This is a genomic window from Bdellovibrio sp. BCCA, from assembly GCF_037996825.1.
Lineage (GTDB): Bacteria > Bdellovibrionota > Bdellovibrionia > Bdellovibrionales > Bdellovibrionaceae > Bdellovibrio.
On record NZ_JBBNAC010000001.1, the window covers coordinates 3,152,414 to 3,177,007 of the forward strand.

General features: G+C 45.9%; 17 protein-coding genes. 14 read left to right on the plus strand and 3 right to left on the minus strand.

Annotated features, from left to right (window positions below; translation table 11 throughout):
- Positions 1 to 20: 20 nt before the first annotated feature.
- Positions 21 to 887, minus strand: a complete 867-nt coding sequence (motA, locus tag AAAA78_RS15240; protein ID WP_340592909.1) for a flagellar motor stator protein MotA — start codon at positions 885 to 887, stop codon at positions 21 to 23.
- Between the two features lie 104 nt (positions 888 to 991).
- Between motA and AAAA78_RS15245 the strand changes: the two genes are divergently transcribed.
- Together AAAA78_RS15245 and AAAA78_RS15250 are read left to right on the plus strand one after the other, a co-directional pair.
- A complete protein-coding gene (locus AAAA78_RS15245; protein WP_340592910.1) occupies positions 992 to 2,797 on the plus strand; it encodes a protein-disulfide reductase DsbD family protein in 1,806 nt (601 codons plus the stop codon).
- 96 nt (positions 2,798 to 2,893) lie between these two features.
- Positions 2,894 to 3,961, plus strand: coding sequence for a branched-chain amino acid aminotransferase (locus tag AAAA78_RS15250; RefSeq protein WP_340592911.1), 1,068 nt, complete (start codon positions 2,894 to 2,896; stop codon positions 3,959 to 3,961).
- Positions 3,962 to 3,966: 5 nt separating this feature from the next.
- Here the strand turns inward: AAAA78_RS15250 and AAAA78_RS15255 are convergent, their stop codons facing one another.
- On the minus strand, positions 3,967 to 4,470 hold the full coding sequence (locus AAAA78_RS15255) for a hypothetical protein (protein WP_340592912.1): 504 nt from the start codon (positions 4,468 to 4,470) through the stop codon (positions 3,967 to 3,969).
- Between the two features lie 167 nt (positions 4,471 to 4,637).
- Between AAAA78_RS15255 and AAAA78_RS15260 the strand changes: the two genes are divergently transcribed.
- From AAAA78_RS15260 to rfaE2, 12 genes are all read left to right on the plus strand, one after another.
- Positions 4,638 to 5,687 carry a hypothetical protein gene (locus AAAA78_RS15260; RefSeq protein WP_340592913.1) on the plus strand — a complete coding sequence of 350 codons (1,050 nt, stop codon included), beginning with the start codon at positions 4,638 to 4,640 and terminating at the stop codon, positions 5,685 to 5,687.
- Positions 5,642 to 6,502 carry a pseudouridine synthase gene (locus AAAA78_RS15265; protein WP_340592914.1) on the plus strand — a complete coding sequence of 287 codons (861 nt, stop codon included), beginning with the start codon at positions 5,642 to 5,644 and terminating at the stop codon, positions 6,500 to 6,502. The genes AAAA78_RS15260 and AAAA78_RS15265 overlap by 46 nt, the downstream gene beginning before the upstream one ends.
- 3 nt (positions 6,503 to 6,505) lie before the next feature.
- Positions 6,506 to 7,399: an EamA family transporter gene (locus tag AAAA78_RS15270; RefSeq protein WP_340592915.1), complete on the plus strand. Its 894-nt coding sequence runs from the start codon at positions 6,506 to 6,508 to the stop codon at positions 7,397 to 7,399.
- Between the two features lie 105 nt (positions 7,400 to 7,504).
- A complete protein-coding gene (locus tag AAAA78_RS15275) occupies positions 7,505 to 11,098 on the plus strand; it encodes a tail fiber domain-containing protein (RefSeq protein ID WP_340592916.1) in 3,594 nt (1,197 codons plus the stop codon).
- A gap of 75 nt (positions 11,099 to 11,173) precedes the next feature.
- Positions 11,174 to 15,646 (plus strand): tail fiber domain-containing protein, encoded by a 4,473-nt coding sequence (locus tag AAAA78_RS15280; RefSeq protein ID WP_340592917.1) that lies wholly within the window; start codon positions 11,174 to 11,176, stop codon positions 15,644 to 15,646.
- A 114-nt stretch (positions 15,647 to 15,760) separates the two neighbouring features.
- A complete protein-coding gene (locus tag AAAA78_RS15285) occupies positions 15,761 to 19,471 on the plus strand; it encodes a tail fiber domain-containing protein (protein WP_340592918.1) in 3,711 nt (1,236 codons plus the stop codon).
- A 166-nt stretch (positions 19,472 to 19,637) separates the two neighbouring features.
- Positions 19,638 to 19,931 carry a hypothetical protein gene (locus AAAA78_RS15290; protein WP_340592920.1) on the plus strand — a complete coding sequence of 98 codons (294 nt, stop codon included), beginning with the start codon at positions 19,638 to 19,640 and terminating at the stop codon, positions 19,929 to 19,931.
- A 103-nt stretch (positions 19,932 to 20,034) separates the two neighbouring features.
- On the plus strand, positions 20,035 to 20,733 hold the full coding sequence (locus tag AAAA78_RS15295; RefSeq protein ID WP_340592921.1) for a hypothetical protein: 699 nt from the start codon (positions 20,035 to 20,037) through the stop codon (positions 20,731 to 20,733).
- Positions 20,726 to 21,622, plus strand: coding sequence for a 50S ribosomal protein L11 methyltransferase (locus AAAA78_RS15300; RefSeq protein WP_340592922.1), 897 nt, complete (start codon positions 20,726 to 20,728; stop codon positions 21,620 to 21,622). The genes AAAA78_RS15295 and AAAA78_RS15300 overlap by 8 nt, the downstream gene beginning before the upstream one ends.
- Complete coding sequence (locus AAAA78_RS15305) at positions 21,619 to 22,380, plus strand: RsmE family RNA methyltransferase (protein WP_340592924.1); 762 nt, start codon at positions 21,619 to 21,621, stop codon at positions 22,378 to 22,380. Before AAAA78_RS15300 ends, AAAA78_RS15305 begins: the two co-directional genes overlap by 4 nt.
- Before the next feature lie 11 nt (positions 22,381 to 22,391).
- Entirely contained in the window at positions 22,392 to 23,165 is a 774-nt protein-coding gene (locus AAAA78_RS15310) for an RDD family protein (RefSeq protein ID WP_340592926.1), read from the plus strand.
- Between the two features lie 5 nt (positions 23,166 to 23,170).
- Entirely contained in the window at positions 23,171 to 23,638 is a 468-nt protein-coding gene (rfaE2, locus tag AAAA78_RS15315) for a D-glycero-beta-D-manno-heptose 1-phosphate adenylyltransferase (protein WP_295904677.1), read from the plus strand.
- Here the strand turns inward: rfaE2 and AAAA78_RS15320 are convergent, their stop codons facing one another.
- A complete protein-coding gene (locus AAAA78_RS15320) occupies positions 23,639 to 24,442 on the minus strand; it encodes a hypothetical protein (RefSeq protein ID WP_340592927.1) in 804 nt (267 codons plus the stop codon).
- Positions 24,443 to 24,594 lie beyond the last annotated feature (152 nt).

Genomic DNA, 24,594 nt, shown 5'->3' on the forward strand with positions numbered 1-24,594 from the left:
TAATCAGTCCAGTTCCGCGATTAAGCGGCTTTCTTAATTTCTTTAGTTGCTTTATCAATTTCCGCAAATGACGGACGCTCTTCTGGCATGATCGAACGACGAGCGTACTCGATACATACGATCGGAGGAGCACCTCTTTGCAATGCGACTAGTGCCGCTTTAATACATGTTAAGTAACGTCCTTCCGATTCAATATCCGCTGCCATTTTTGTTGCCGTCGGTTCAATCAAACCGTAAGCGCAAAATACCCCTAACATCGTTCCAACCAGGGCGTGGGCAACGCTGGCACCGATAACTTCCGTACCTTCACTCAACTTACCCATCGTTTTAACGATACCCAAAACGGCGGCAACGATACCTAGACCCGGGAAACCACCGGCAACCGCAGTCACCGCGTGTTGCGCCAGATGTTCTTCGGCGTGGATACCTTTGATATCGGCATCCAAAAGATCATCGACATCGTAAGGACTTAGCTCCGCAGATAGAGTTACTTTCATTGTGTCGCACAGAAAATCAACAGCGTGATGGTTGTGCATGAAACCAGGATACGCTTTGAAGAGTTCACTCTTTTCTGGTTCCTCGATGTGTTTCTCAACCCCTTGAGGTCCTTCCTTACGGAAAAGTTGGAAGAGTTGGAAAAGCATTTGAAGAAGTTCGACGTAATCAGGTTTTTGCGGTCCTTTGGAAGTCATCGCTTTGATGGAGAGTTTGATCCCCATCTTTACGATCTTCATTGGATTGGCGATCACGTATGCACCGAATGCGGCACCACCGATAATCACCATCTCGCCGAGAGCCGCATGCAAGATCACTCCCATGCTTCCGCCACCGGCCGCGAACGTACCGAAGACACACGCAAATACAATTATTATACCTACAAAACCCATATGATATGACCTCTCAGTTTCTCTATCGGAGTGAAGTGTGTTAATATTGAGTCATTGCCGAATAAACTTGCCCATGGTCGAGAGTGGGACTAAGAGGAAAAGGTATGAAACTCAGCTTGAAGTACATTTTGGTATTCGCTCTTCTTCTTTGCGCAAGTCCAAGGTCTTGGGCCGTCGCCAACCCGGATGATACAGATCCCCTGCTTGCTGAAACCAAGGTGCTTCCTTATGAATGGAGTCCAGGCCAAGGCGGCAATATCGAAATCAAAATGAAATTGCCGGAAGGTTATCACGCTTACGAAGATAAATTCAGCGTTGTGATTTTAGAACCGGATGGATTTCAAGTAGCGCCTTTCAAAATCACGCCCACAAAAAAATGGTATGATAAGTTTTCAAAAAAAGAGCGCACGGGAGTTGAAAAAACATCAACCCTCACCGCGCACATTGAAGCTCCTTCGCGTTTTTTAAAAAAATACGACAAGATGAAATTGGAATTGGTCTATCAAGCTTGTTCTGACCAGTTTTGTTTGTTCCCGACAACCAAAGTGATCGAAGTTCCGATCATGGTCACCATGGTCGAAGGCGAACCGCGAGTTGAAAAAGCTCCTCAAGAAGTGATGAGCAATCCTTCTTCTTTTTTCGACACAGCTAATTTTAATAAATACCTCGGCTCGGGAATGCTTGCAGGACTCCTGTTTGTTTTCCTCGCGGGTATCTTCACAAGTTTCACGCCGTGCATTTTTCCGATGATTCCTATTACGCTTGCGGTTTTAGGAAATCACTCCAATGAAAGAAGCCGCCTGCTCAACTTTATCACAAGCTGTGTGTACGTTTTGGGAATTGCGACAACCTATTCCATTTTAGGCCTGGCAGCCGCTTCCAGTGGTGGAGTCTTTGGTGCGACGTTAGGAAACCCTTACGTGCTAACCGTCGTGTGTTTGATTTTCCTGGCAATGGCTTTAAGCATGTACGGACTTTATGAATTGCAAGTGCCTGCGTTTATTCGCAATCGCCTCGGCACTGGCAAACAAAAGCAAGGGCTCGGTGGCGCTTATCTGACAGGTCTTTTTGCAGGAATTGTTGCAAGTCCTTGTGTTGGTCCTGTGCTTGTAGCAATTTTGACTTACGTGGCTTCCACACAGAATAAACTTTTAGGATTTTTATATCTCTTCGTTTATGCACTGGGATTGGGTTTGATCTTTATTGCTTTGGGACTTTCAAACCAATTGGTGAAGGCATTGCCTCGCTCGGGCGCGTGGATGAATTCATTTAAATTTATCTTAGGCACTTTGATGTTGAGTGCTTTTTATTATTACCTGGATCTTTTGCTTCCGGCTCGTTGGTTTGACGCTGCTTTAGGTGCGGGACTGGTTGTTCTCGCCAGCGTTTACGGCGCCTTTCTTCCTGCGAAAGGGATGCCTGCGATAAAGCATATTCAAAAAGGAATTATGCAGGCCGTTCTTATTGTGGGAATTGGCTACGTGGTCATTGCGGCATTTGATTTGCGTCCCATGATTCGCGGGAACATGATGGCTGGCAATAGCTTAAATCAAATTAAGAAAATGAATTGGCAACCGTATTCGGAGGCTGCACTTGCACAAGCCGCAAAAGATCAAAAGCCCGTCATCATTGATTTCTGGGCTGATTGGTGTGCGGCTTGCCATGAACTTGAAGAGCAAACTTTCGCGGATGCTCGCGTGCGTGCCATGGCCGAAAATTTTGTCTTATTAAAGTTTGATGCGACGAAAGATTCTGAAGAGCTTAGGGCTCTTAAAAAGAAATACAATATCCAAGGACTTCCGACGGTGGTGTTTATCAATCCGCACGGTGTTTGGATTGATGCTCTCACTTTGACTCAATTTGAAAAACCGGAAGCATTCCTTAAGAGAATGGAAAAAGGGGCTCAGTAGCCTTTTTTAAAAGTTAATTCACATCTCATTGTGATTTTCTTACCAACTGCCGAACTGTGACTTGCGCCATCGTCGGGCCCGTGTTTAATAGAAGACATGAGCACACAAAATATTTCGATCCAACGCACGTCTGCGCCTAAACAAAAACCTTCTGTTGATTCTTTGGGATTTGGTCGCTTTTTTACCGACCATATGTTCACAGCTTTTTATTCCAAGAAGAATGGTTGGCATGATGCGAAGATCACACCTTATCAACCGTTGCCGTTGGATCCTGGCGCAAGTGTCTTGCACTACGGCCAAGCGCTGTTTGAAGGCATGAAAGCGTTTGCTCATGAAGACGGAAAATGTGTGATGTTCCGTCCTGAGTTTAACTGGCAGCGTATGGTCGATGGCGCCGAGCGCCTGTGCATGCAAGCTCCTCCAAAAGAACTTTTTCTTCAAGGTATCAGCGAATTGATCCGTGTCGATAAAGACTGGATTCCTCGTGAAAAAGGCAGCGCTCTTTACATCCGCCCTACTCTGATCGGAACCGAAGCGTTCTTAGGCGTGCGCCCTGCTGATGAATACTTGTTCTTCACTATTCTGTCTCCGGTGGGTTCTTACTATGGCAATGACAACAAGCCTGTGAAAATCTGGGTTGAAGAAGAACTTGTGCGCGCAGCTCCGGGTGGGTTGGGTGCAACGAAAGCCGCTGCGAATTATGCAGCCAGCTTGAAAGCCGCTCTGGATGCAAAAAAGAATTCTTACTCACAAGTTTTGTGGCTGGATGTGAACCGTGAATACGTGGAAGAAGTTGGCACAATGAACGTCTTCTTTGTTTTCGACAATGAAATCGTCACACCTGCTTTAGGTGGAACGATCTTAGGTGGCGGCACAAGAAATTCCATCATCACTCTTTTGAAAAATCAGGGTAAGAACATCACGGAAAGAAAATTGAGCCTTCAAGAAATTCGTGAAAGTGCGAAGTCCGGCCGTTTGAAAGAAATCTTTGGAACAGGCACTGCGGCTGTGATCAGCCCTGTTGGTGAACTTGCTGCAAAAGACTGGAAGATTGTTGTGAATAACGGTGAAGTGGGACCTGTTGCGAGTTCTCTTTACGAAGAACTCACAGGCATTCAACAAGGTCTAAAGCCAGACACTCACGGCTGGCTTTACCATATTTAATTTTTTTAAAGACGTTTCAAACGCGCGATTTCCATTTTCGCTTCGTTCAAAGCCGCTTGCGCAGAAATCATCTGCGCTTCTTTTTCGGCCAAAAGTTTTTGCAAGTGGTTCATGCGCACTTCAAAACTTTTGATCACGTTGTTGTGACGATCGACCATTTCTTGAACTTTTAAATCCAAGCTTTTACGTTCGTTCACTCTTTGTGCAAGTTGCGTGATTTTTTGACCGGCTTCTGTCGCAAGCCCATTGTGGCTTTGCTCAAGACGGCTTAAAAGCTGGCTTTGTTTTTCAAATTTGATGTTGGAAGTTTTAATAAGCTCATTCACTGTTCCAACGACTTTGTTCAATTGGTCCGCAAGTGCTTGGTTTTGGGCTTTGAGTTCGAAAATCTGGCGATCTGTGTTCAAATAGCTGTTTGCAGTTGTGCCTAGATTTGCCGGGCTTTCCATCATGGAACTTTTAGCGACTTTCTTTTCCCCAAAGAGTTCCGGATTTAATTCTTTATGCATGTTGTGCCCCTCCTAGGACTTTCCGTTGGTACGGACTTACTTTTGGTAGCAGCAGTGCAGCCACCTGTGGCGCGCCGCTGCTACCAAAAGTAAGTCCGTACCAACATCATATTTTCTCTGGACTAAAATTTCAAATGTTCATACTTTATGCCTCGAAGGAGGCAGTTTTGCTAAAAGTCGGACAGCTTTTAAAATTTGTTTCGGATCTCAATCCGCAAAACACGCCTACGCGTTTGTCCTTCTATAACTTCTTGCGAGGTTTTCCTCACCCTGAGGACGTTCTCACTCCTGAATTGATCGAGATGTTTTTCAATTACTGCATGGACTACCCGCACTGGGCGTCGAATAAGCAGCAATTGGGTCACGAAGTTCAGTTTTTGTTGGAGAATTTCAATAGCTTCTACCAGCAGAAGTTTGATCTGAGTCCGATCCGTTTTCCGCAAAACATGCAGCTTATTGAGATCGAACATTTCTCTGATCTTGTTGACGCAGTGGGCTCATACGTTAAGACTCTCTGCGGCGAAAATGATAAGTTCCGTATTTTGCCAGATCAAAATAAGCGCGCGGTGGCGATTGTTCTTCGCGCCGATAAAACTCTGGAAGTCCGCACCTTTGATCGTAAGTTCACGATCCGCAATGGTCAGTTGGAACCTTTGCGCAATGATTTAGTTCTTTACTACTCTTCAGAACTTGAACTCAGCAATCACCACACGCACAAAATCGAGGTGGCTCCTTACATCACAGCTCAATTCCGTGTTGTCGGCGAAAAGGTGACGGGTTCGCTTCTAAGAGGTTACGTTTTCCAAAAACTTCAAGAGATGAAGAACGAGCCTTTGCAAGAGCAGACGCGCGTTCTTTTCCCAATCAAGCGTTTGGAGCAGTTCTTTGTCGATCGTCGCACAGATCCTTACTATCAGGATCTCGTAAGCCAGCTTGAAAGAACGTGTGCTCTAATTCAACAGGGCGACTCTGAAGCTTTGAAATGGTCTTCGATCATTCTTAATAAGGCTGAAACCGCTGTAGATAACGTGTTTTTAGGAGATAAGCTCATGACTTTGCTTGTGCGCGACCTCCGCCACGCTATTGGCGAGTACAGCCGCAAGAATCTCTCCTCTTCTGCCCTCAGTGGTGATATATTGACCACTCAACACCTAGCTGAGGCTGATGAAGAATGTCTGAAAATAACTCCTCTCAAAGAGTTCGACTTAACAAATTAATCGCTGATAGCGGCCTTGCTTCTCGTCGCCATGCAGATCGCATGATTGAAGAAGGCCAAGTCACAGTGAACGGCAAACGCGTTTACGAATTGGGTATCAAAGTAGATCCTCAAGCCGATCGTATTCTTATCGACGGAAAGCCTTTGCGCAAACCTTTGACTCAAAAATTGTATCTTGTGATGAACAAACCTAAAGGTGTTCTAACGACGATGGATGATCCGCATGGACGTCCGACAATCGCTGATTACCTTGGTGAAGTTCCTGCGCGCGTGTTCCCCGTGGGACGTCTGGATTGGGATTCTGAAGGCATGCTTCTTTTGACGAACGATGGTGATTTCGCCAATAAAGTGATGCATCCAAAAGCAGAAGTCACAAAAACTTATCTTGTGAAGCTGGATGGTCAACCGCAACCTCATCACATTGAAAAACTCAAAAAAGGTGTTTCGATCATCGGCGGTAAAGTTTCTGCCCGTCATATCGAAAGAATCAAAAAATCCGGCGACAATAAATCCGACAAGTATGAATGGTACAAGATTGTGATCACAGAAGGTAAAAATCGTCAGATCCGTCAGATGTTTGCGAAAGTGGGCTTTGACGTTTTGAAACTCCAACGTGTGGCTGTGGGCCGCTTGCGTTTAGGAGCTTTGAAAACAGGAGAGTTGATTTTCCTCAATGAAAGCGCGATTGACCGCGTGTTCTTGCCGGATGATCCAGAAGAAGTAAAAACAAAACGCACTTATAAAGGTCGCGCCACTTCTGTAAAGAAAACGGCGAAACCCGCATCTCGCGTTCGAGTTAAAAAACCAAGAGGCTAATTGATGGCTTCCATGAACCCCCGCTTAAGAGGAACTATTGAAATTTCCATCGCCAGCGCGGGTTTTGGTTTTTTAGGGATCTTTGGAAAATGGGCCTTTCAATCAGGCCTTTCCGTCGGTGAATTTCTTTCTTACCGCTTCACCCTGGCAGCCCTCCTTCTTTGGATATTTCTGCTGCTCTTTAAACCTGAATGGGTGAAGCTCAACAAACGCCAAACTTTGATTGCGGCTCTTCTGGGAATTTTCGGTTACGCATTTTTCTCCACACTTTATTTTGAAGCGATCAAAGGTGTGAGTGTTACGCTGGCAGCTTTGCTTCTTTATACTTATCCGTTTTGGGTGAATATTTTTTCGCACTTTTTTACTCACGATAAGATTTCTAAGAAAGAGGCCTTATGCCTGGTGGCGGCTTCGGCAGGTTTGGTTCTTTTGCTTTGGGGTCATATCGAAGTAAAAAATATTTGGGCGATTGCTGCTGGACTTGGAGCTGCGATCAGTTATGCGATTTATGTTTTGCTTTCAGGCCGTCTGCAAAAAGACGTGCGTCCGATTTCTTCGGCTTTGTATGTGATCACTTTCGGTGCGATTGCCTTGTCGCTCTTTCACCGTCCTGATTTTGGGTCTGTGCAAAACCTTTCCAGCTTTCAAGCCAGTTGCATTTTCGGTATTGCCTTGATCTGCACCATCTTGCCATTGAGTTTGGAACTCGCAGCTTTGCAAAAATTAAAAAGTTCTGAAGTGGCTCTTTTGATGATGATTGAGCCTCTGACGGCGGCGATTATGGGTGCGATGATCTTCCACGAAAGTCTTAGTCTTCGTCAGCTTTTAGGTGCCTTAGTGATTGCCACGGCCCTGATTGTGAATACTTTTTCGAAAAATCAGATCAAAGCAGCTTAAGGCTGGCCCCGACTTTGTACTAATTTAGGACGAAGTTTCCCTTCATGACCAAATAGTCACGGTCATCTCCTTCAAAGAACGGTTAAGAAAACCGATAAGTTCGTCATGAGAACTTGTACGTACCTCTTCTCATTTCTGGTTTTTCTATTTAGTTCGCTAGTCTTAGCGTCGCCCAATTCATTTACTTATCAAGGACGTATTCTTAAAACAGACGGAACTCCGCTGGAATATGCACACGTCAGCTTTCTTTTTGAAATCACAAATCCCACTGGATCTTGCGTGATTTATCGTGAGCAAGTCGACGATGTGAATATGGTGAATTCCAAAGGGGTTTTCGATGTGCCGATCGGCTCTGGCACTAAACTTTTCCCGGCGGCTCCCACTTTTAAACTTTTAGATGCATTTAAAAACTCCACTACACAAAACTGTTCTGGAGGTTCTACTTACACCGCCGCTTCCGGAGACACCCGTCTTTTGAAAGTTCAGTTCCACGATGGCAGTGGTTGGAAAATTATTTCTCCGTCGAATGAAATTCGCTCCGTTCCTTTTTCTGCGTTTTCTTTATCCGCGGAAACGTTGGGAGATAAATCGGCTTCGGATTTCGTTTTAAAAACCGGAGTTCCGACTTGCGCTGCCAATGAGTTTCTAAGTTGGAATGGTACTGCGATGGTCTGTGCTCCTGTGACGGGCGCTAGTGGCGGAACAGTAACTGATGTTACTTCTGCCAATGGTTACATCACAATTGCCAATGGCACTTCGACCCCTGTTGTGACATTGAATGTTGGCACGACGGCAGGAACTGTAGCTGCGGGGAATGATGCGCGCTTTAGTGATGCTCGTGTTCCAACAGGTGCTGCTGGTGGAGATTTGTCTGGGACTTATCCGAGTCCTTCTGTGTCTAAGATTCAAAATGTTGCAGTTTCTAATGCGGCTCCAACGAACGGGAATTTTTTGAAGTTTGATGGCACTCAGTGGATTGGTGCTGCTATTGGGATGAGTGATGTTACTAATTTGAATTCTTCTTTAAGCAACTATCATACGGTGGCTGCATTTAATTCTGCTGTTGGTAGTGCGAACTGTGCTGCTCACCAAACGCCTTATTGGAATTCTGTTTCTGGGTCTTTCCAATGTCAGTCTATCAATGTTTCTGTTGCGGGTGACGTGAGTGGAACTATTGGTGCTGTTTCTGTAAATAAAATTAAGGGTGTTGATGTCGATACAACCGGATTAACCTCGGGCCAAGTTCTTAAGTACGATGGAACTAAATGGGCTCCTGCTAATGATTCAAATGCTGGTGGTACCGTTACTAATATCGCGACTGGCACTGGTTTAACTGGCGGTCCAATTACTTCTACTGGAACTATTTCATTAGCAAATACAGCTGTGACGGCAGGATCTTATACTCGTGCAAATATCACAGTCGATGCTCAAGGTCGTTTGACTGCTGCAAGCAATGGTGCGGCTGTAAACTTAGCAACTGAAGTCACTGGCACTTTACCGATTGCAAATGGCGGTACGGGACAAACTACAGCCACTGCTGCCTTCAACGGTCTTTCACCAAGCACAACAAAAGGTGACTTGATTGTTCATGATGGTACGAATGACATTCGTTTGCCCGTTGGTGCAAATGGACAAGTATTGTCAGCAAACTCTGCGCAAGCTTCAGGTCTTCAATGGATCACGCCGACAAATGGAACTGTGACTAACGTCACAGGAACTGCTCCCATCGTTGTTGCAACAGGTTCAACAACTCCCGCAATTTCAATTAACGATGCAACCACTTCAGCAAAAGGTGCCGTGCAAGTCGGCGCTGGTATCGCTGTCACATCAGGAACTATCAGTGCTGATCCGGCAAACTTCCCTTCTGCTGTACCGGTTTCAAAAGGTGGTACGGGAGCCACATCGATTACTGCTAACAGACTTTTGGCTTCGAACGGAACTGGCTCTGCTGTAGCGACATTTAGCTGTGGCGTCGGACAAATCGTGACGTTCGATGCTGCGGGTGTCATGGGTTGCACCAACTATTCTGCCTCGGGAGTTTTCGCTAATGGTGGAAATAGTTTTGGTGCCGACGCGACTTTAGGAACCAACGATGCTTATGCATTGAACTTTGAAACGAGCAATACTCCTCGCATGACCATTTCTTCTGGAGGAAATGTTGGTATCGGAACGACCTCTCCAAGTTTTCCGCTGGACGTGCAAAGTTCCGGCTCTTTTCAAGCAAGGCTTTGGCACTCTTCTAACAATCAATATGATGGTTCCGCATTGATGATGACTCGCACACGCGGGACGTTGGCATCGAATACGGCAGTCACATCAGGTGATACCATTGGCGGAATTTATTTCCGTGCGCACGATGGTTCAGGCACAGGAACAACGAACTCTTCTGTTGAAGTCAGTGCCGGAGAAAATCATTCAGGAACCAACCGCGGAACTTATATGATTTTCGAAACGACAACAAATGGAAGTGCGACACGTTCAGAAAAAATGCGCATTCATTCCAACGGCAATGTCGGTATCGGGACAACGACTCCGACTTATCCTCTTTCAATCTATCGTTCTGCTGCCAGTACCACTCTCAATGTTGAAAGCGGTAGCAATGGCTCCGCAGCCCAATCACGTTATGCGGGGCTCACTACAGGTGGTGCCGCTCAGGTTTATGGAGCCGGTGTTAATATCTCCAATGGCAATGCTGGATACGAAGTTTACGATTACACGGCTGGCGCTAGCCGACTTTACCTCAGCCCTGTAGGTCAATTCGGGATCGGCACCGCTTCTCCCTCTGTTCGTTTGACTGTTCAGGGAGCCAGCGGCCAACAGGCTCTCATGCAAATTCAAAACAGTGATTTCGTTGCAGGGACAACAGGGGCGGGTTCTTACTTTGGTACCGTGTCCCCCTCAGGCAATGTCGGTTCCTTACTTCAGGCTTTCTACAATGGCAATACAACTGCGGCTCCACTCTATTTGAACCCTTATACAGGAAATGTGGGCGTAGGAGTCGGCACTGGCGCAACGATAGACAAACAATTTACCGTGAATGGTGACGCTGCGGTTGGATTAACCAAAACTGCAGGCACGCAAGGATACGGCAATGCACTTTGGTTCCGTGGCACCGAAAGTAGTACCGACGAAGTCTGGATGGCTAAGTACGTAAATGCCACGGACCAAACGTATCTGCGTGTTAACGTCGGTGATGAAGGCAGTGATTATTTCGTTGTAGGTTACACAATCGGAGGAGCCCCAGGAGGAACATTCAATAATGCTTTTTGGGTAAAAACGGATGGTACTGGATGGATGGCAGGAACACTGACTCAGGCTTCGGATGCACGTCTCAAAAAGAACGTTCGTCCTCTTGAAAATTCATTGGAAAAAATCTTGCGCTTGGACGGAGTTACCTATAACTGGATTGATCCACGCAAACCTGCTTCTTTACAAATGGGACTGATCGCTCAAGAGGTGGAAAAAGAATTTCCGGAAGTAGTTGCTAACAATGTGGATGGATACAAATCAATCGCTTATCAAAATTTGGTGGCTCCAATTATTAACGCCATCAAAGAGCTTTATACCAAAGTCGTGGATATTGATTCCCGCGTTGAATCTCTTGAGAAAAAGAACGTGGCGTTGGAACAGCAAAACAGGGAGCTTAAAGAAGCCCTATGCGAGATGAATCCTAAAGCGAAAATCTGTGTCTCAAAATAAAACGCGACCTTTATTCGTCAGCAATTAAGGGGTATTTAACTTTACCTCCGCTGTTAAAATTCCGATAAGAAATATATGAGATACGGCACGTACCTGCTTCAAATTCTCATTTTATTTATTGGCGCGCTTGCGTTTGCGGCTCCGAGTTCTTTCACATATCAAGGTCGCATTCTTAAAACAGACGGCACTCCATTAGAATACGCTCATGTTAGCTTTTTATTCGAGATCACGAATCCTGCTGGAACTTGCGTTATCTATCGCGAGCAAGTTGATGACGTAAACATGCAAAACTCAAAAGGGGTTTTTGACGTACCGATCGGATCAGGCACAAAAATATTTCCAACAGATCCTACTTTTAAATTATTAGATGCTTTTAAAAATTCCATCACTCAAAACTGCTCTGGTGGATCAACCTACATGGCTTCTTCTGGTGACACGCGCCTGTTGAAAGTTCAGTTTCATGACGGTGTTGGTTGGAAAGTCATTTCCCCTGCCAACGAAATTCGTTCAGTTCCTTTTTCTGCCTACGCTTATTCTGCGGAAATGTTAGGTGATAAGAATGCCAGTGATTTCCTTCTTAAAGCAGGACTTCCTACGTGTGCCGCGAATGAGTTTTTAAGTTGGAATGGAACAGCTTTAGCCTGCGCTCCCGTCAGCGGAGCCAGCGGCGGTACAGTGACGAACGTAAGTTCTGCCAATGGTTACGTCACAATCACCAATAACACTTCGACTCCCCTTGTGACTTTGAATGTCGGCACGACAGCAGGCACGGTCGCTGCGGGTGATGATTCTCGTTTTACAAATTCACGCACACCAACGGGACCTGCTGGTGGAGATTTATCCGGGACTTATCCGAATCCTTCTGTTGCAAAACTTCAGGGAGTGGCTGTTTCCAATGCGGCTCCGACCTCGGGACATTTTTTAAAATTTGATGGCACTCAGTGGGGAAGCTCTTCCATCACAACAAGTGATATTACGAATTTAAATGCGACCTTGAGTAACTATCATACTGTCGCTGCTTTTAACACCGCTGTTGTAAATGCTAACTGTGCTACTCACCAAACGCCGTATTGGAATTCCGTCTCTGGATCTTTTCAATGTCAGTCCATCAACGTTTCTGTTGCCGGTGATGTGAGCGGAACTATTGGTGCTGTATCTGTTAATAAGATCAAAGGCGTTGATGTCGATACGACCGGATTAACCTCGGGCCAAGTTCTTAAGTACGATGGAACTAAATGGGCTCCTGCTTCCGATAATAATGCTGGTGGTACTGTTACTAATATTGCAACGGGCACTGGTTTAAGTGGTGGTCCTATAACTTCGACGGGAACCATTTCACTCGCAAACACGACGGTCACAGCAGGTTCTTATGGTTCTACAACTCAAGTTGGTACTTTCACTGTCGATGCTCAAGGACGCTTAACGGCGGCTTCAAATTCTGCAATTGCTTTTCCTGTAACTTCGGTTGCAACTAAGACTGGCGCTGTAACACTTGATTACGGTGACATTAACAATGCTGCTACAAAATATTTCACTTACAAACCTAATAACGTCGCATGTGCTGACGGCCAAGTGATTAAGTGGATCGCGGCAAATTCTCGCTGGGAATGTGCGAATGACACTGACACGAATGCTGGCGGTACAGTCACTAATATCGCAACCGGCACTGGTTTAAGTGGCGGACCCATCACCTCAACCGGAACTATTTCTCTTGCAAATACTGCAGTTACAGCGGGCTCGTATGGTTCTACAACTCAAGTTGGTACTTTCACGGTGGACGCTCAAGGTCGTTTGACGGCGGCTTCGAATGCAGCTATTGCCTTCCCCGTGACTTCTGTCGCAGCAAGAACTGGCGCTGTTGTTCTTGATTATGGTGATATCAACAATGCCGCTTCAAAATATTTAACTTACAAACCCAACAACGTCGCGTGTACTGATGGACAAGTTTTAAAGTGGATCGCTGCTAACTCTCGCTGGGAGTGTGCGAGCGATACAGATACAAATGCTGGCGGTACAGTTACGAACATTGCTACAGGCACTGGTCTAACTGGCGGTCCAATCACTTCTACTGGAACTGTTTCACTCGCAAACACCGCTGTCACTGCGGGTTCTTACACAAGAGCTAACATCACTGTCGATGCTCAAGGTCGTTTGACTGCCGCAAGCAATGGCGCGGCTGTGAATCTCGCCACTGAAGTCACTGGCACTTTGCCCATTGCAAATGGTGGTACTGGACAAACAACTGCGACTGCTGCTTTCAATGGTCTTTCACCAATTACAACAAAAGGTGACTTAATTGTTCACGATGGTACGAATGATATTCGTCTACCAGTGGGAACAAACGGACAAGTGTTATCAGCAAACTCTGCACAAGCTTCCGGCCTTCAATGGATCACGCCAACAGCTTCCGGAACTGCGGGCGGAGATCTCTCTGGAACATATCCAAATCCAAGCGTCGCAAAAATCAACGGCAATGCCGTGGCTTCAACAACTCCGACAACAGGTCAAGTGATGCGTTGGAGTGGAACTCAGTATGCACCCGTGAATTTTGGTGTGAACAACTTGTTATCTTCAACAGGCGCACAACAGTTTGCTAACTCTGCTTGTACAGCCTCTCAAACTCTGACTTGGTCTTCACTTTCAGACACATTCACTTGCGCGAATATCGCAGGACTTGACGCCAGCACAATTTCAACAGGAACTATCGCGGCAGCAAGACTTCCCTCTTCGGCGACATTCTGGACTGATGGTGGTTCGGGAAAAATATATTATAACGGCGGTAATGTCGGCATTGGAAGTTCGTCACCACCCGCAAAACTCTCTATAAACTCGACGGGCGCTACTCAAGGTATTCAAGTTTCCAGTCTTGGCAACTCAGGCCCAAGCTTATTTTACAACGCTTATAGCGCCACTCTGACAGATCCTGTTTTGACTGTCGGAAGCTATATCGGTTCGGGTTCGACGGTTCTTTTTAAGGTTGAATCAGGAATGCCTACCTCAACTCTCGGATCTGGAAGTTCAAAATTTGCTGTCACGGCTGCGGGTAACGTCGGTATTGGTACAAGCTCCCCCAGCTTTCCTTTCGATGTTCAAAGCAGCAGCTCCTTCCAAGCCCGTCTTTTCCATTCCTCTGACAATCAAACGGATGGCTCTGCGTTGATGATGACCCGCACTCGCGGGACAGTTTCATCAAATACGGCCGTTTTAGCTGACGACACCATTGGTGGATTTTATTTCCGTGCGCACGACGGATCAGGAACAGGCACAACCACTTCCGCTATTGAAGTGAGTGCCGGAGAAAATCAGTCTTCGACCAATCGCGGATCTTACATGGTGTTTGAAACAACGGCCAATGGTAGTGCTTCCCGTTCGGAGAGAATGAGAATCCATACTGACGGCAGTGTTGGTATCGGCACATCCTCACCAAGCTACATGCTCGACGTGGCAAGCACCGGCGCCAACGTAGCACGTTTTACTGGTAACCAAGTCGTGGTCAACGCTACGTCTGGCAATCCAAACTTCTCTCTTCATGAAGGCGGCGTTTTAAAATGGTCCCTCGGTGAAATCGCAACAGACGACAGATTCAGAATCTCCAGCGATACCGCAACAGAAAGATTTACGATTCTGCAAAATGGAAACGTCGGTATTGGCTCAACAGCACCAACTGCAAAACTAGAACTTATTCGCAACTTCAATGGTGAAAGTAACACGACCGCGGCCTTTATTGGTGGTATTGACTCGGGTTATACAAACACCGGCGCCTACTTCGTGCAAAAGGACAGCACTGGTCTTTCCTCCGCAAATACTTATCTCTTCAATGTCGTAAGAAACGGAACAAGTCAGTTCCTCGTGACTGGCGGAGGCCGCGTTGGTATTGGAACAACGGCTCCGGGTTATCCTTTACATGTTGCCGGGACTGGTTATATTAATGATGGAAGCTCTTACCTGGAGTTTTTGTCTCGCAATGACTCTGCGCTAAACGTGACTAACAACTCTTCAACGAAACGCAGTTTCTCCATTCATCATGAAAACAGCAGTGCTCTCATTGCACAATGGTATCACTGCCCTGGAGGCACTTGTACACAGAGATTGACCTTTGACTACGCCGGTAACATGGCAATTTCCGGAACCTTGACTCAATCCTCTGACATCCGTCTTAAAAAAGATATCCAGCCATTAGAAAACAGCCTGAACAAAATATTAGACCTGCAAGGCGTTTCCTACTATTGGAAAGATCCACAAATTCCAGGCAAACAAATCGGCTTGATTGCCCAAGAAGTCGAAAAGAATTTTCCTGAAGCCGTCCGCACTAACAGTGAAGGATGGAAATCAGTGGCCTATCAAAACTTAGTTGCTCCAATTATTGACTCCATTAAGGAACTCTACATCCTTGTCATGTCTGAAAACCAAAGACAAGATCGTGAAATTGCGTCTTTAAAAGAGAACAACGCTGTTTTAAACTCAAAAGTAGATGATCTGGAAAAACAGAATAAAGCTCTCAAAGATGCTCTCTGCGAAATGAATCCTCAGTCGAAAATCTGCAAATAACATCTGTTCGATCTCTTCGTCTCAAATTTGCTGTTCCGTGAGATTATGTCTTATAAGAGGGCAATCTAGTCTTAGGGCGCTCTAAGTTTTCGTCAAAAATCCGATAAGAAGAATATGAAATACGGAACGTACTTGCCTTCATTGATGATTCTATTCGGCTTTCTTTTAAGCGCGACATCGGAAGCTGCTCCAGGTTCTTTGACTTATCAAGGACGCATCGTGAAATCGGACGGAACTGCGCTGGAATATAATAACGTCAGTTTTCTTTTTGAAATCACCAATAACACAGGCTCTTGTGTTATCTATCGTGAACAAAAAAATGGCGTCAACATGGCCAACAGCCATGGCGTATTTGATGTTCCTATTGGCACAGGCACAAAACTATTTCCCTCTTCTCCAACAAGAACTCTTTTAAATGCCTTTGATAATATCCTTGTTCACGATTGTGCCGATGCCGACAATAATGTTTCGGGAACTTACACTCCTTCAGTGAGTCATACTCGCCTGCTTCGTGTTCAATTTCACGATGGTACAGGATGGAAATTGATCAGTCCCGACAATGAAATCCGCACCGTGCCTTTTTCGGCTTTCGCAGAGTCTGCTGAAAAACTGGGAGATAAGTCCTCTTCTGATTTCGTGTTGAAAACAGGAGTCCCAACTTGCGCTGCCAATGAATTTTTAAGCTGGAACGGAAGTGCCATGATTTGCGCTCCAGTAACAGGGGCCAGTGGTGGAACCGTGACAAACGTCACGTCTTCGAACTCTTATGTAACAATCACAAATAACACTTCGACTCCTGTTGTGACTTTGAATGTTGGAACAGGTGCTGGAACCGTGGCAGCCGGAGACGATGCTCGTTTTACAAATCCTCGCGTGCCGACAGGAACTGCGGCTGGAGATTTGTCTGGGACTTATCCGAATCCTTCTGTGTCTAAGATTCAGAATGTTGCGGTTTCTAATGCGGCTCCGACAAATGGAAATTTTTTGAAGTTTGATGGCACTCAGTGGATTGGTGCTGCGATTGGTATGAGTGATGTTACGAATTTAAATTCTTCTTTGAGTAACTATCATACGGTGGCTGCGTTTAATTCTGCTGTTGGAAGTGCCAATTGTGCTGCTCACCAAACTCCTTATTGGAATTCTGTTTCTGGATCTTTCCAGTGTCAGTCAATCAACGTTTCCGTTGCGGGTGATGTAAGTGGGACTATTGGTGCTGTTTCTGTGAATAAAATCAAAGGCGTTGATGTCGATACAACCGGATTAACAAGCGGCCAAGTTTTGAAATATGACGGAACGAAGTGGACCCCTGCCAATGATTCAAATGCTGGTGGTACTGTTACAAATATCTCGACTGGCACAGGTCTTAGTGGTGGTCCAATTACTTCTACTGGGACTATTTCACTTGCCAACACTGCAGTGACTGCGGGTTCATATGGTTCAACAACTCAAGTTGGAACTTTTACGGTTGATGCCCAAGGACGCTTAACTTCTGCTTCAAATGCAGCAATTGCTTTTCCTGTGACTTCTGTAGCAACGAAGACTGGTGCAGTGACTTTGGACTATGGTGACATTAACAACGCCGCTTCTAAGTATTTAACTTATAAACCGAACAACGTCGCTTGTACTGATGGTCAAGTCATCAAATGGGTCGCAGCAAGTTCCCGTTGGGAGTGTGCGAACGACACTGACACAAATGCTGGTGGTACAGTTACTAATATCGCAACTGGTACTGGATTAACTGGCGGACCTATCACCGGAACAGGAACTATTTCGCTTGCAAACACCGCAGTGACAGCAGGCTCTTATACTCGTGCCAATATCACAGTGGATGCTCAAGGCCGCTTAACTGCTGCAAGCAATGGTGCTGCTGTAAATCTTGCAACTGAGGTGACTGGCACTTTGCCAATTGCAAACGGCGGTACGGGAGTAACGTCGTTAACCGCAAATCGCCTTCTTGCATCCAACGGCACGGGCTCTGCTGTGACGACATTTAACTGTGCTTTGGGACAGCTTGTTTCCTTTGATGCAACGGGCATGATGATCTGTTCAACATTCACAACAAGCTCGGTTTTTATTAACGGTGGAAATTCATTTTCAGCTAATGCCAGTCTGGGCACAAACGATGCCTACGCTTTGAATTTAGAAACAACAAATATCACGAGAATGACAATCCATAAAGATGGCTACATCGGTGTTGGCCAATCTCCCGATACGACGGCGGCTCTGGCCGTTATGGCTCCCTCTGCGGCAAAAACTCCTTTGATTCTGAATACTCCTGCAAGTGGAAAACCCGAGATTGATTTTCTTCGCGATGGAACGTGGAAAGGTACAATTGGTTTTTCAAATGGATCGACCGATGAATTTTATTTTTCAAACGGCGTCAATGGTCCCGTGATCTTTGATACTAACAATGATGAAAAAATGCGCATTGAGGCAGATGGTAAAGTGGGTATCGGTTCTAGCGGTCCTGGTGCGCTTTTGCAAGTCGGTGGATGGGACGCGCAAGCTGCTTACAACAGTATTTTTGTCGGAAGTTATCACAATACAAATGGACAAGCGCAGTTTGTTGGGAACTGGAACAGCACTGGTTATTGGGGCCTTGGCCCTGTCGCGAATCCAGCGAACGGTGTCGTGCGGCTCGGAAACGCAAATCCTTTGGGAGATTGGCGTGCAACTCAAGATTTAGCTTTGCAAGTTCCAGGTCGCATCGGTATCGGCTCCACGGTAACGGCTCCGGAAAGAGTTCTGCACATTAAGGGAACCGGAGGAGTGGATGACGATGTCTATATTCAATCACAGCACAATGGCGCAGCCGAGGGCTCTATTATTGTGACCCGCGCCAGAGATAATGCGGGCACTCCTTCAGCGGTGTTAAATAATGACAGTCTTGGATTTCTAGCATTCCGCGGTCACGACGGGACAGACTATATTCAATCGGGAGTTATCAAGGTGAGTGCAGCTTCAGACTATGCGACCTCGAAGTCTGCGATCATGACGTTCTCAACAATTTCTGCCGGAACCTCTACAGAGAGAATGAGAATTCACTCTGACGGGAACATTGGTATTGGCATGACTCCCACAAGAAAACTCGATGTCGCCGGAAGCATCGGATCTACGGGAAACATCGTCAATGGTGGATTTGACTTTATTCTAGGAAGCAGTGATCAAGCTTCACGCGGAAACTCTGGAGGTTCCCGCGCCTTGGTCAAAGACAGTGGCGCGACACTGGTCATTAACTACGCGGGTGACTTTACCGGTGGTACGGCCGTCAATGGCCCCACTCTTCGCCCTTACGCAGACAACGGCGCCACACTGGGAACGGGCTCCCAAAGATGGAGTGCTGTCTATTCTTCCAATGGAACAATTCAAACTTCAGATCGTCGTCTGAAATCAAACATCTCGAACTTAGATCGTGGCCTCAGCTATATCGACTCACTTCGTCCCGTTTCATTTAATTGGAAAAATGAAAAAGATCCGACCTTAGCTAAACAGCACTGGGGATTTATCGCACAAGAATTAAATGATTCTGTGGACTCACAGAATCTCGGTCTACTTTACAAAGACGACAATAGTTATTGGGGAGTTAACTACAGCGAATTGATCGCTCCTTTGACAAAAGCCGTTCAGGAACTTCACGGTCTTTGCAAAGCTTCAGATTCTCAGTTGCAAGAAATCTCGCGCAAAATCGAAAGCCATGAGCGTCGTCTTGCTTCTCTTGAAAATGAAAATTCGGAGCTCAAGAAAAAGAATCAAGAGCTTGAAAAACAAATCCAAAAACAGTCTCGTGATTTGGACGAAATCAAACGTAAGCTTGGAATCAAATAGTCTCAAACAGATGACGGTCTTGCAAAGTCTATCAAATCTCAAAATGAAACATCACAACGGGCTCCTGCTTCGACAAGATGAATGTTATGAAATGAAGAGGTCTCAGCGTGGGAAAGCTCAATATCATTCGGTATTCAGCCGATAAGTAATAAGTCGGAGGTTGTTCGTGAAAAAGCTTATTCTTCTTTCTTCGCTTCTCGCATTAGCTACGGGATGTTCTATGGAAGCCTCTTTAGAACAACTCGCAAAGGACCTTCCGGCCCCAATTAAATTTCAAGATCCGGCAAAAACAACGGGCCTTGTTTCTGGTTCTACACAAACAGGCACTGCGACCGGCGGTGGAGTGACTTATCACGTACAAAGCACGGTGGGTAATTACATGTCGGGTATTGAACAAACGACGTCCGACAACACTTACAAAGTTTACAGCTCTGTTCAAGGGGCTATCGTTTCCAACTAAGCACATATTCGCTGGACCTAGATCCTAGGTCCTCTTCCCGCCTCAAGTTTCAAAATAAGACAGCCGATAAAGGTTTTAGATAAAACCATGGAAGGGTTTTCTTATGATGAAGATGTTTGTCTTTATTCTTGCTTTAGGCTTCAGCTACTCAGCACGAGCCGCTGATCCCACCGTCGTCGATGTTCGTCGCAATATCACTCTCTCGGAAGACGACACGGTCTACAAAGATTTCTACATCAATGCTGATGCCAGTGCGGGTTTAAAAAAGAATCTCGTTGTCACAGCCGTTCGTAAAATCAACATCCGTGATGCCAGTGGCGCCAGTGCCGTTGGAGAAATTTTTGTGCCTGTCGGGCAATTAAAAATTATTGCCGTTTACGACAAAGTGGCTGTGGCTCGTGAGTATGCATTGCTTTCGCGCGATGAACTTCCGATGCTGGAGCAAACCGGAATTATGACCGGAGATCGCATTGAAGTTAAAGGTTCATTCATTGACAACTCGAAGTCAAAACCGAAGAGAAAAGTAGCGGAAGAAACGGTCCCTCCTGCAACTACAACTGCGGTTGTTGTTAATACAACGGTCGTAACCAGCCCGGCCTCCACCGCTACCGCGGCTCCGGCATCCTCCGCGTCCGCAGGAAACCCTGTAGAAACTGCAAATGTTAAGGCGGACGCCTTATTGAAAGCTGCATCTAATTCAAGTCCAGTCTCCGCCGCTGCCGCGGCTGCGACATCCTCTGCTTCCGCGGGGGAATCACTTGAAAAAACGCAGGTTTCTGGTAACAACACTCTTCATGAGTGACAATTCTTATTTTCGTATCCGTTTAAGCCAAGTTCCCGCGGAACTTGAAGACATCATCACTACACACTGCTTTGAATGCGGAGCCTCTGGAGTTACAGAGGCTTTGGCTTTTACACAGCCGGATCTAACTTACGATCCTCAGGTTTTGCATGTGCGCGCCCACGAAATGGACGTGTTCTTCCAGGAAAGACCGGGATGCGAGTTCTTCGATGGCCTTTTGGAATACAACCAAGCGATCAAGTGGCACATCTACGAAGAGGAAAACAAAGACTGGCTTGAAGAGTGGAAAAAAGGCTTTAAACCTTTCAAACTTGTCGGCGATTTCTGGGTTGTCCCGTCTTGGTTGCAACCACCTGCGGAATGCAAACATGCGATCTACATTGATCCTGGCATGGCTTTCGGCACGGGTACTCACGCCACAACACAAATGATGGCGTTCTTCATCCACAAACTGGCAGAGAAATACAAAAACCAAGTAGCCGACTGGGCCATGCTTGATGTGGGAACAGGAACTGCGATCTTAGCCATGCTCGCACAAATGAGCGGCATGGGTTTGGTCACAGGAATCGAAATCGATCCCGAAGCTCGTCGTGTTGCACGTGAAAATGTAAAACTCAATAAGCTCCCACAAATCGATATTCCTGAAACACTGATCGAAGACATTCGCGAACAATACGACGTTGTGGTTGCAAATATCATCGATGGCGTTTTAATCAACATTAAAAAAGATCTTCTGCGTGTTCTGAAACCGGGAGGCCATATGCTTCTTACGGGTATTCTTGAAGAGCGCGACAATCACTTCTTTGAAAAGTTCATGGAGAACTCCGGCCTCACCGTTATTCGTCGTCTTGAAAAAGATGAATGGGTCGGTTACTGGGTTCAGTCATGAGACGCTATTGGATTGAGAAAAAAGACCTCTTCCAAGACCAAGTGAATTTCACGGGAGATGTCTTTCATCACATCTTCGATGTCTGCCGCCAAGAAGTGGGTTCAAAGTTTGAAGTCCTCACAGAAGACAGCAAGGCCTTCTTTGTCGAAGTCACTCAAGTGACAAAGAAGTCCGCCATTGCACGTATTCTTGAAGAGCGAATGATCCCACCTTTGAAAGAACCTCACGTGCATTTAGTTCTTTCCATCTCGCGCTTTCCGGTGATGGACGCCATCATGGAAAAAGCTGTGGAATTGGGAGTTAAAAGCATTCAGCCTTTCTTTTCAGAATTCAGCTTCGTTCGTAAGGGCGAAAAGATTTCCGAGAACAAGGTCGAACGCTGGGATAAAATTGTCCGCTCCGCCACTCAACAATCGGGCCGCGGCGACTTGATGAAAATTCAGGCACCTATTCCTTTTGAAAAAATATCGGATTTAATTAACCAGAAACCGGGTTCGGTGGGTCTATTTGCTTATGAGGGTCCGTCGACTCTTAGCATCAAGGATTATATCACCAAAGTTAAATCAGAGCACCCTCAAGGGATCAAAGACCTCTGGATCATCGTGGGCAGCGAGGGAGGCTTCTCTCACAAAGAAGTCGAAGAATTCCAAAAACTAGGCCTTCATCCAGTGACCCTGGGACCTCAAGTTTTGCGAGTTGAAACGGCTTGCATGGCCCTGGTATCAGTCCTAAAGTATGACTTTGATCTGATGTGTTGAAAGGAGAGGGAATGGATCCCTTTGAGGAATTTGAATTTAAGCCGCTCACGGACGGTCTAGGTTTCCACAAAAAGAAATCAGCGACTCCGGCCAAGGAAGAAAAGAAAGCGGACACTTTCTCCAAAAATCTTATGAAGGATCAAGGTTTGGAATTGATCGAAGAAACTTCGACAGATCCACTTCGTCCGCCTCTTCCACGCAAAAAATCTGCGCCAATTCCACCAGCTCCGGGTTCACTCACTGAAGTGGGCGGAGACGGTTCTGCGGCTGTTGATGAAATTCTTAAGACGCTTCAGAAAAACCGTCGTTTGGATTTTGAAAACTCCAAACAAAAGGTTTCTCAAACAACGACAAAAGAAGAATTCAAAAAGACAACATGGAGTTTTTCAGCCGCCTTGCTGGATGGCATGTTGGTCGTCGCGGCGAGCCTTCTTTGCATGATCATTCTTTTGGTCGTGACGAAAGTAGACTTGATCGGAAACCTCACAAACCCAGACTCTCAAGGTATGATCTATCTTGCGACAGTGTCTTTGTTTGCAGGTGTATCTTTCATCTACCTTACTTTGAATCGCATCTACATGGGCTTCACTCCTGGTGAGTGGGCTTTTGATCAAAGAATCGGAAAACCGGAAGAGTTGAACAGAGCTTCTTACTCTTTAAAGGTTGTGGCCCGTTCATTCCTAGTGATTATCACAGGATTCATCGTGCTCCCGATTCTTTCGACTTTGTTCAATAAAGACCTTGCGGGCTCCATCACAGGCGCTCAACTTTTCAAAAAGGCATAGAGTTCATGGGCCAAGTTCGCAATTTTGATAACATTGAAGCGGCTTTGGCTCCCCTTCGTTCTCAAGGTAAAAAAATTGTTTTCACAAATGGTGTTTTTGACCTGCTTCACGTAGGCCACGTTCGCTATTTGCAAGAGGCCCGCGCTTTGGGTGACGCTTTAGTTGTCGGAGTCAATGCCGACGCCAGCGTGAAACGTCTAAAAGGCCCTACTCGTCCTGTGCAAGTGGAAGCGGATCGTGCGGAAATTTTAGCGGGATTGTGGGCCGTGGATTTCACGGTGATTTTCACTGAAGATACTCCAGCCAATCTGATTGAAAAAGTTCGTCCTGATATCTTAGTTAAAGGTGGCGACTGGAAGATTGATCAAATCGTCGGCGCTCCTTTCGTGCAGTCTTATGGAGGCAAAGTGATGTCTTTGCAGTTCGTCGACGGCAGATCCACAACAAAAATCATCGAAAAAGCCCAGAAGTAATTATTCCGGGCAAATCAAAGCGCGCTCTGCCGAAGTAATAGAGTATTTCACCAACGGTTTAAAATCTTTCAATCGCTGGCGAATAGTTGTGAAGCCTGCAGAGTTTCCGTCCGTGTTCTTCACCCAATAATCATCGACCCTGGCATTACTCCATCCACAGAATTGTTTTAGGGCCATACCCGCAATCAATCCGGAAGAGTGCCAGCCATTCCAACAATGGGCATACACCGGCCCGCTCAACCTTCCCTTGATACGGTCATAAACCATTCCCAAAATTTTTTCGTTTTCTTCTGCCGCCGCATACTGCTTATAAATGAGCGTCTGATTTTGATGAGCCGTGTTTTTACAAGACACACTTTTCGGAGCTTTCTCAAAATTCTCGGAGTAAAGATAAACGGCCGCCCCAAAATCCTCGCGACACAAGTTCGTCAATCCCACTGTAGGCAACGGATTTGTATTCGATCTTGGAGTTTCCAAGTTGGTGTTGTTTGCACCACCTCGATACATCACTCCGTGCAAAACAACACGAAAATTGCGAGTGCCATAAAGAGCTTCATCTCCATCTCCGCGATTGTCCGTGAGTTTTTCCTGGAGATTCGCGAAACCATAACGGAGTTTGAATTTCTTCACCTCTTCGTCTAAACGAAAGCCATCAATCGCAGGCTCCAAGGTTCCGCCGGACTGAGGTGATTCGGAAGAAAAAGAATCTTCAAAAAGTTTCGTGATACTTGCTTTTGCACATCCCAAAAACTGACATGCGACCAAAGATGTAAGAATTAATTTTTTGAAAGAAGATTGTTTCATTTCCTCATATTGAATGACTTCTTGATCATAATACAAGCTGGCAAGACCATTAAAATGTGAATGCGAGGTTCTGTTGTTCTGCAATTTGACAATTCACCCGACATTTATCCTTTTTGTAAGATGAACCTCTTGCTCTTTCGCGAGAAAACATT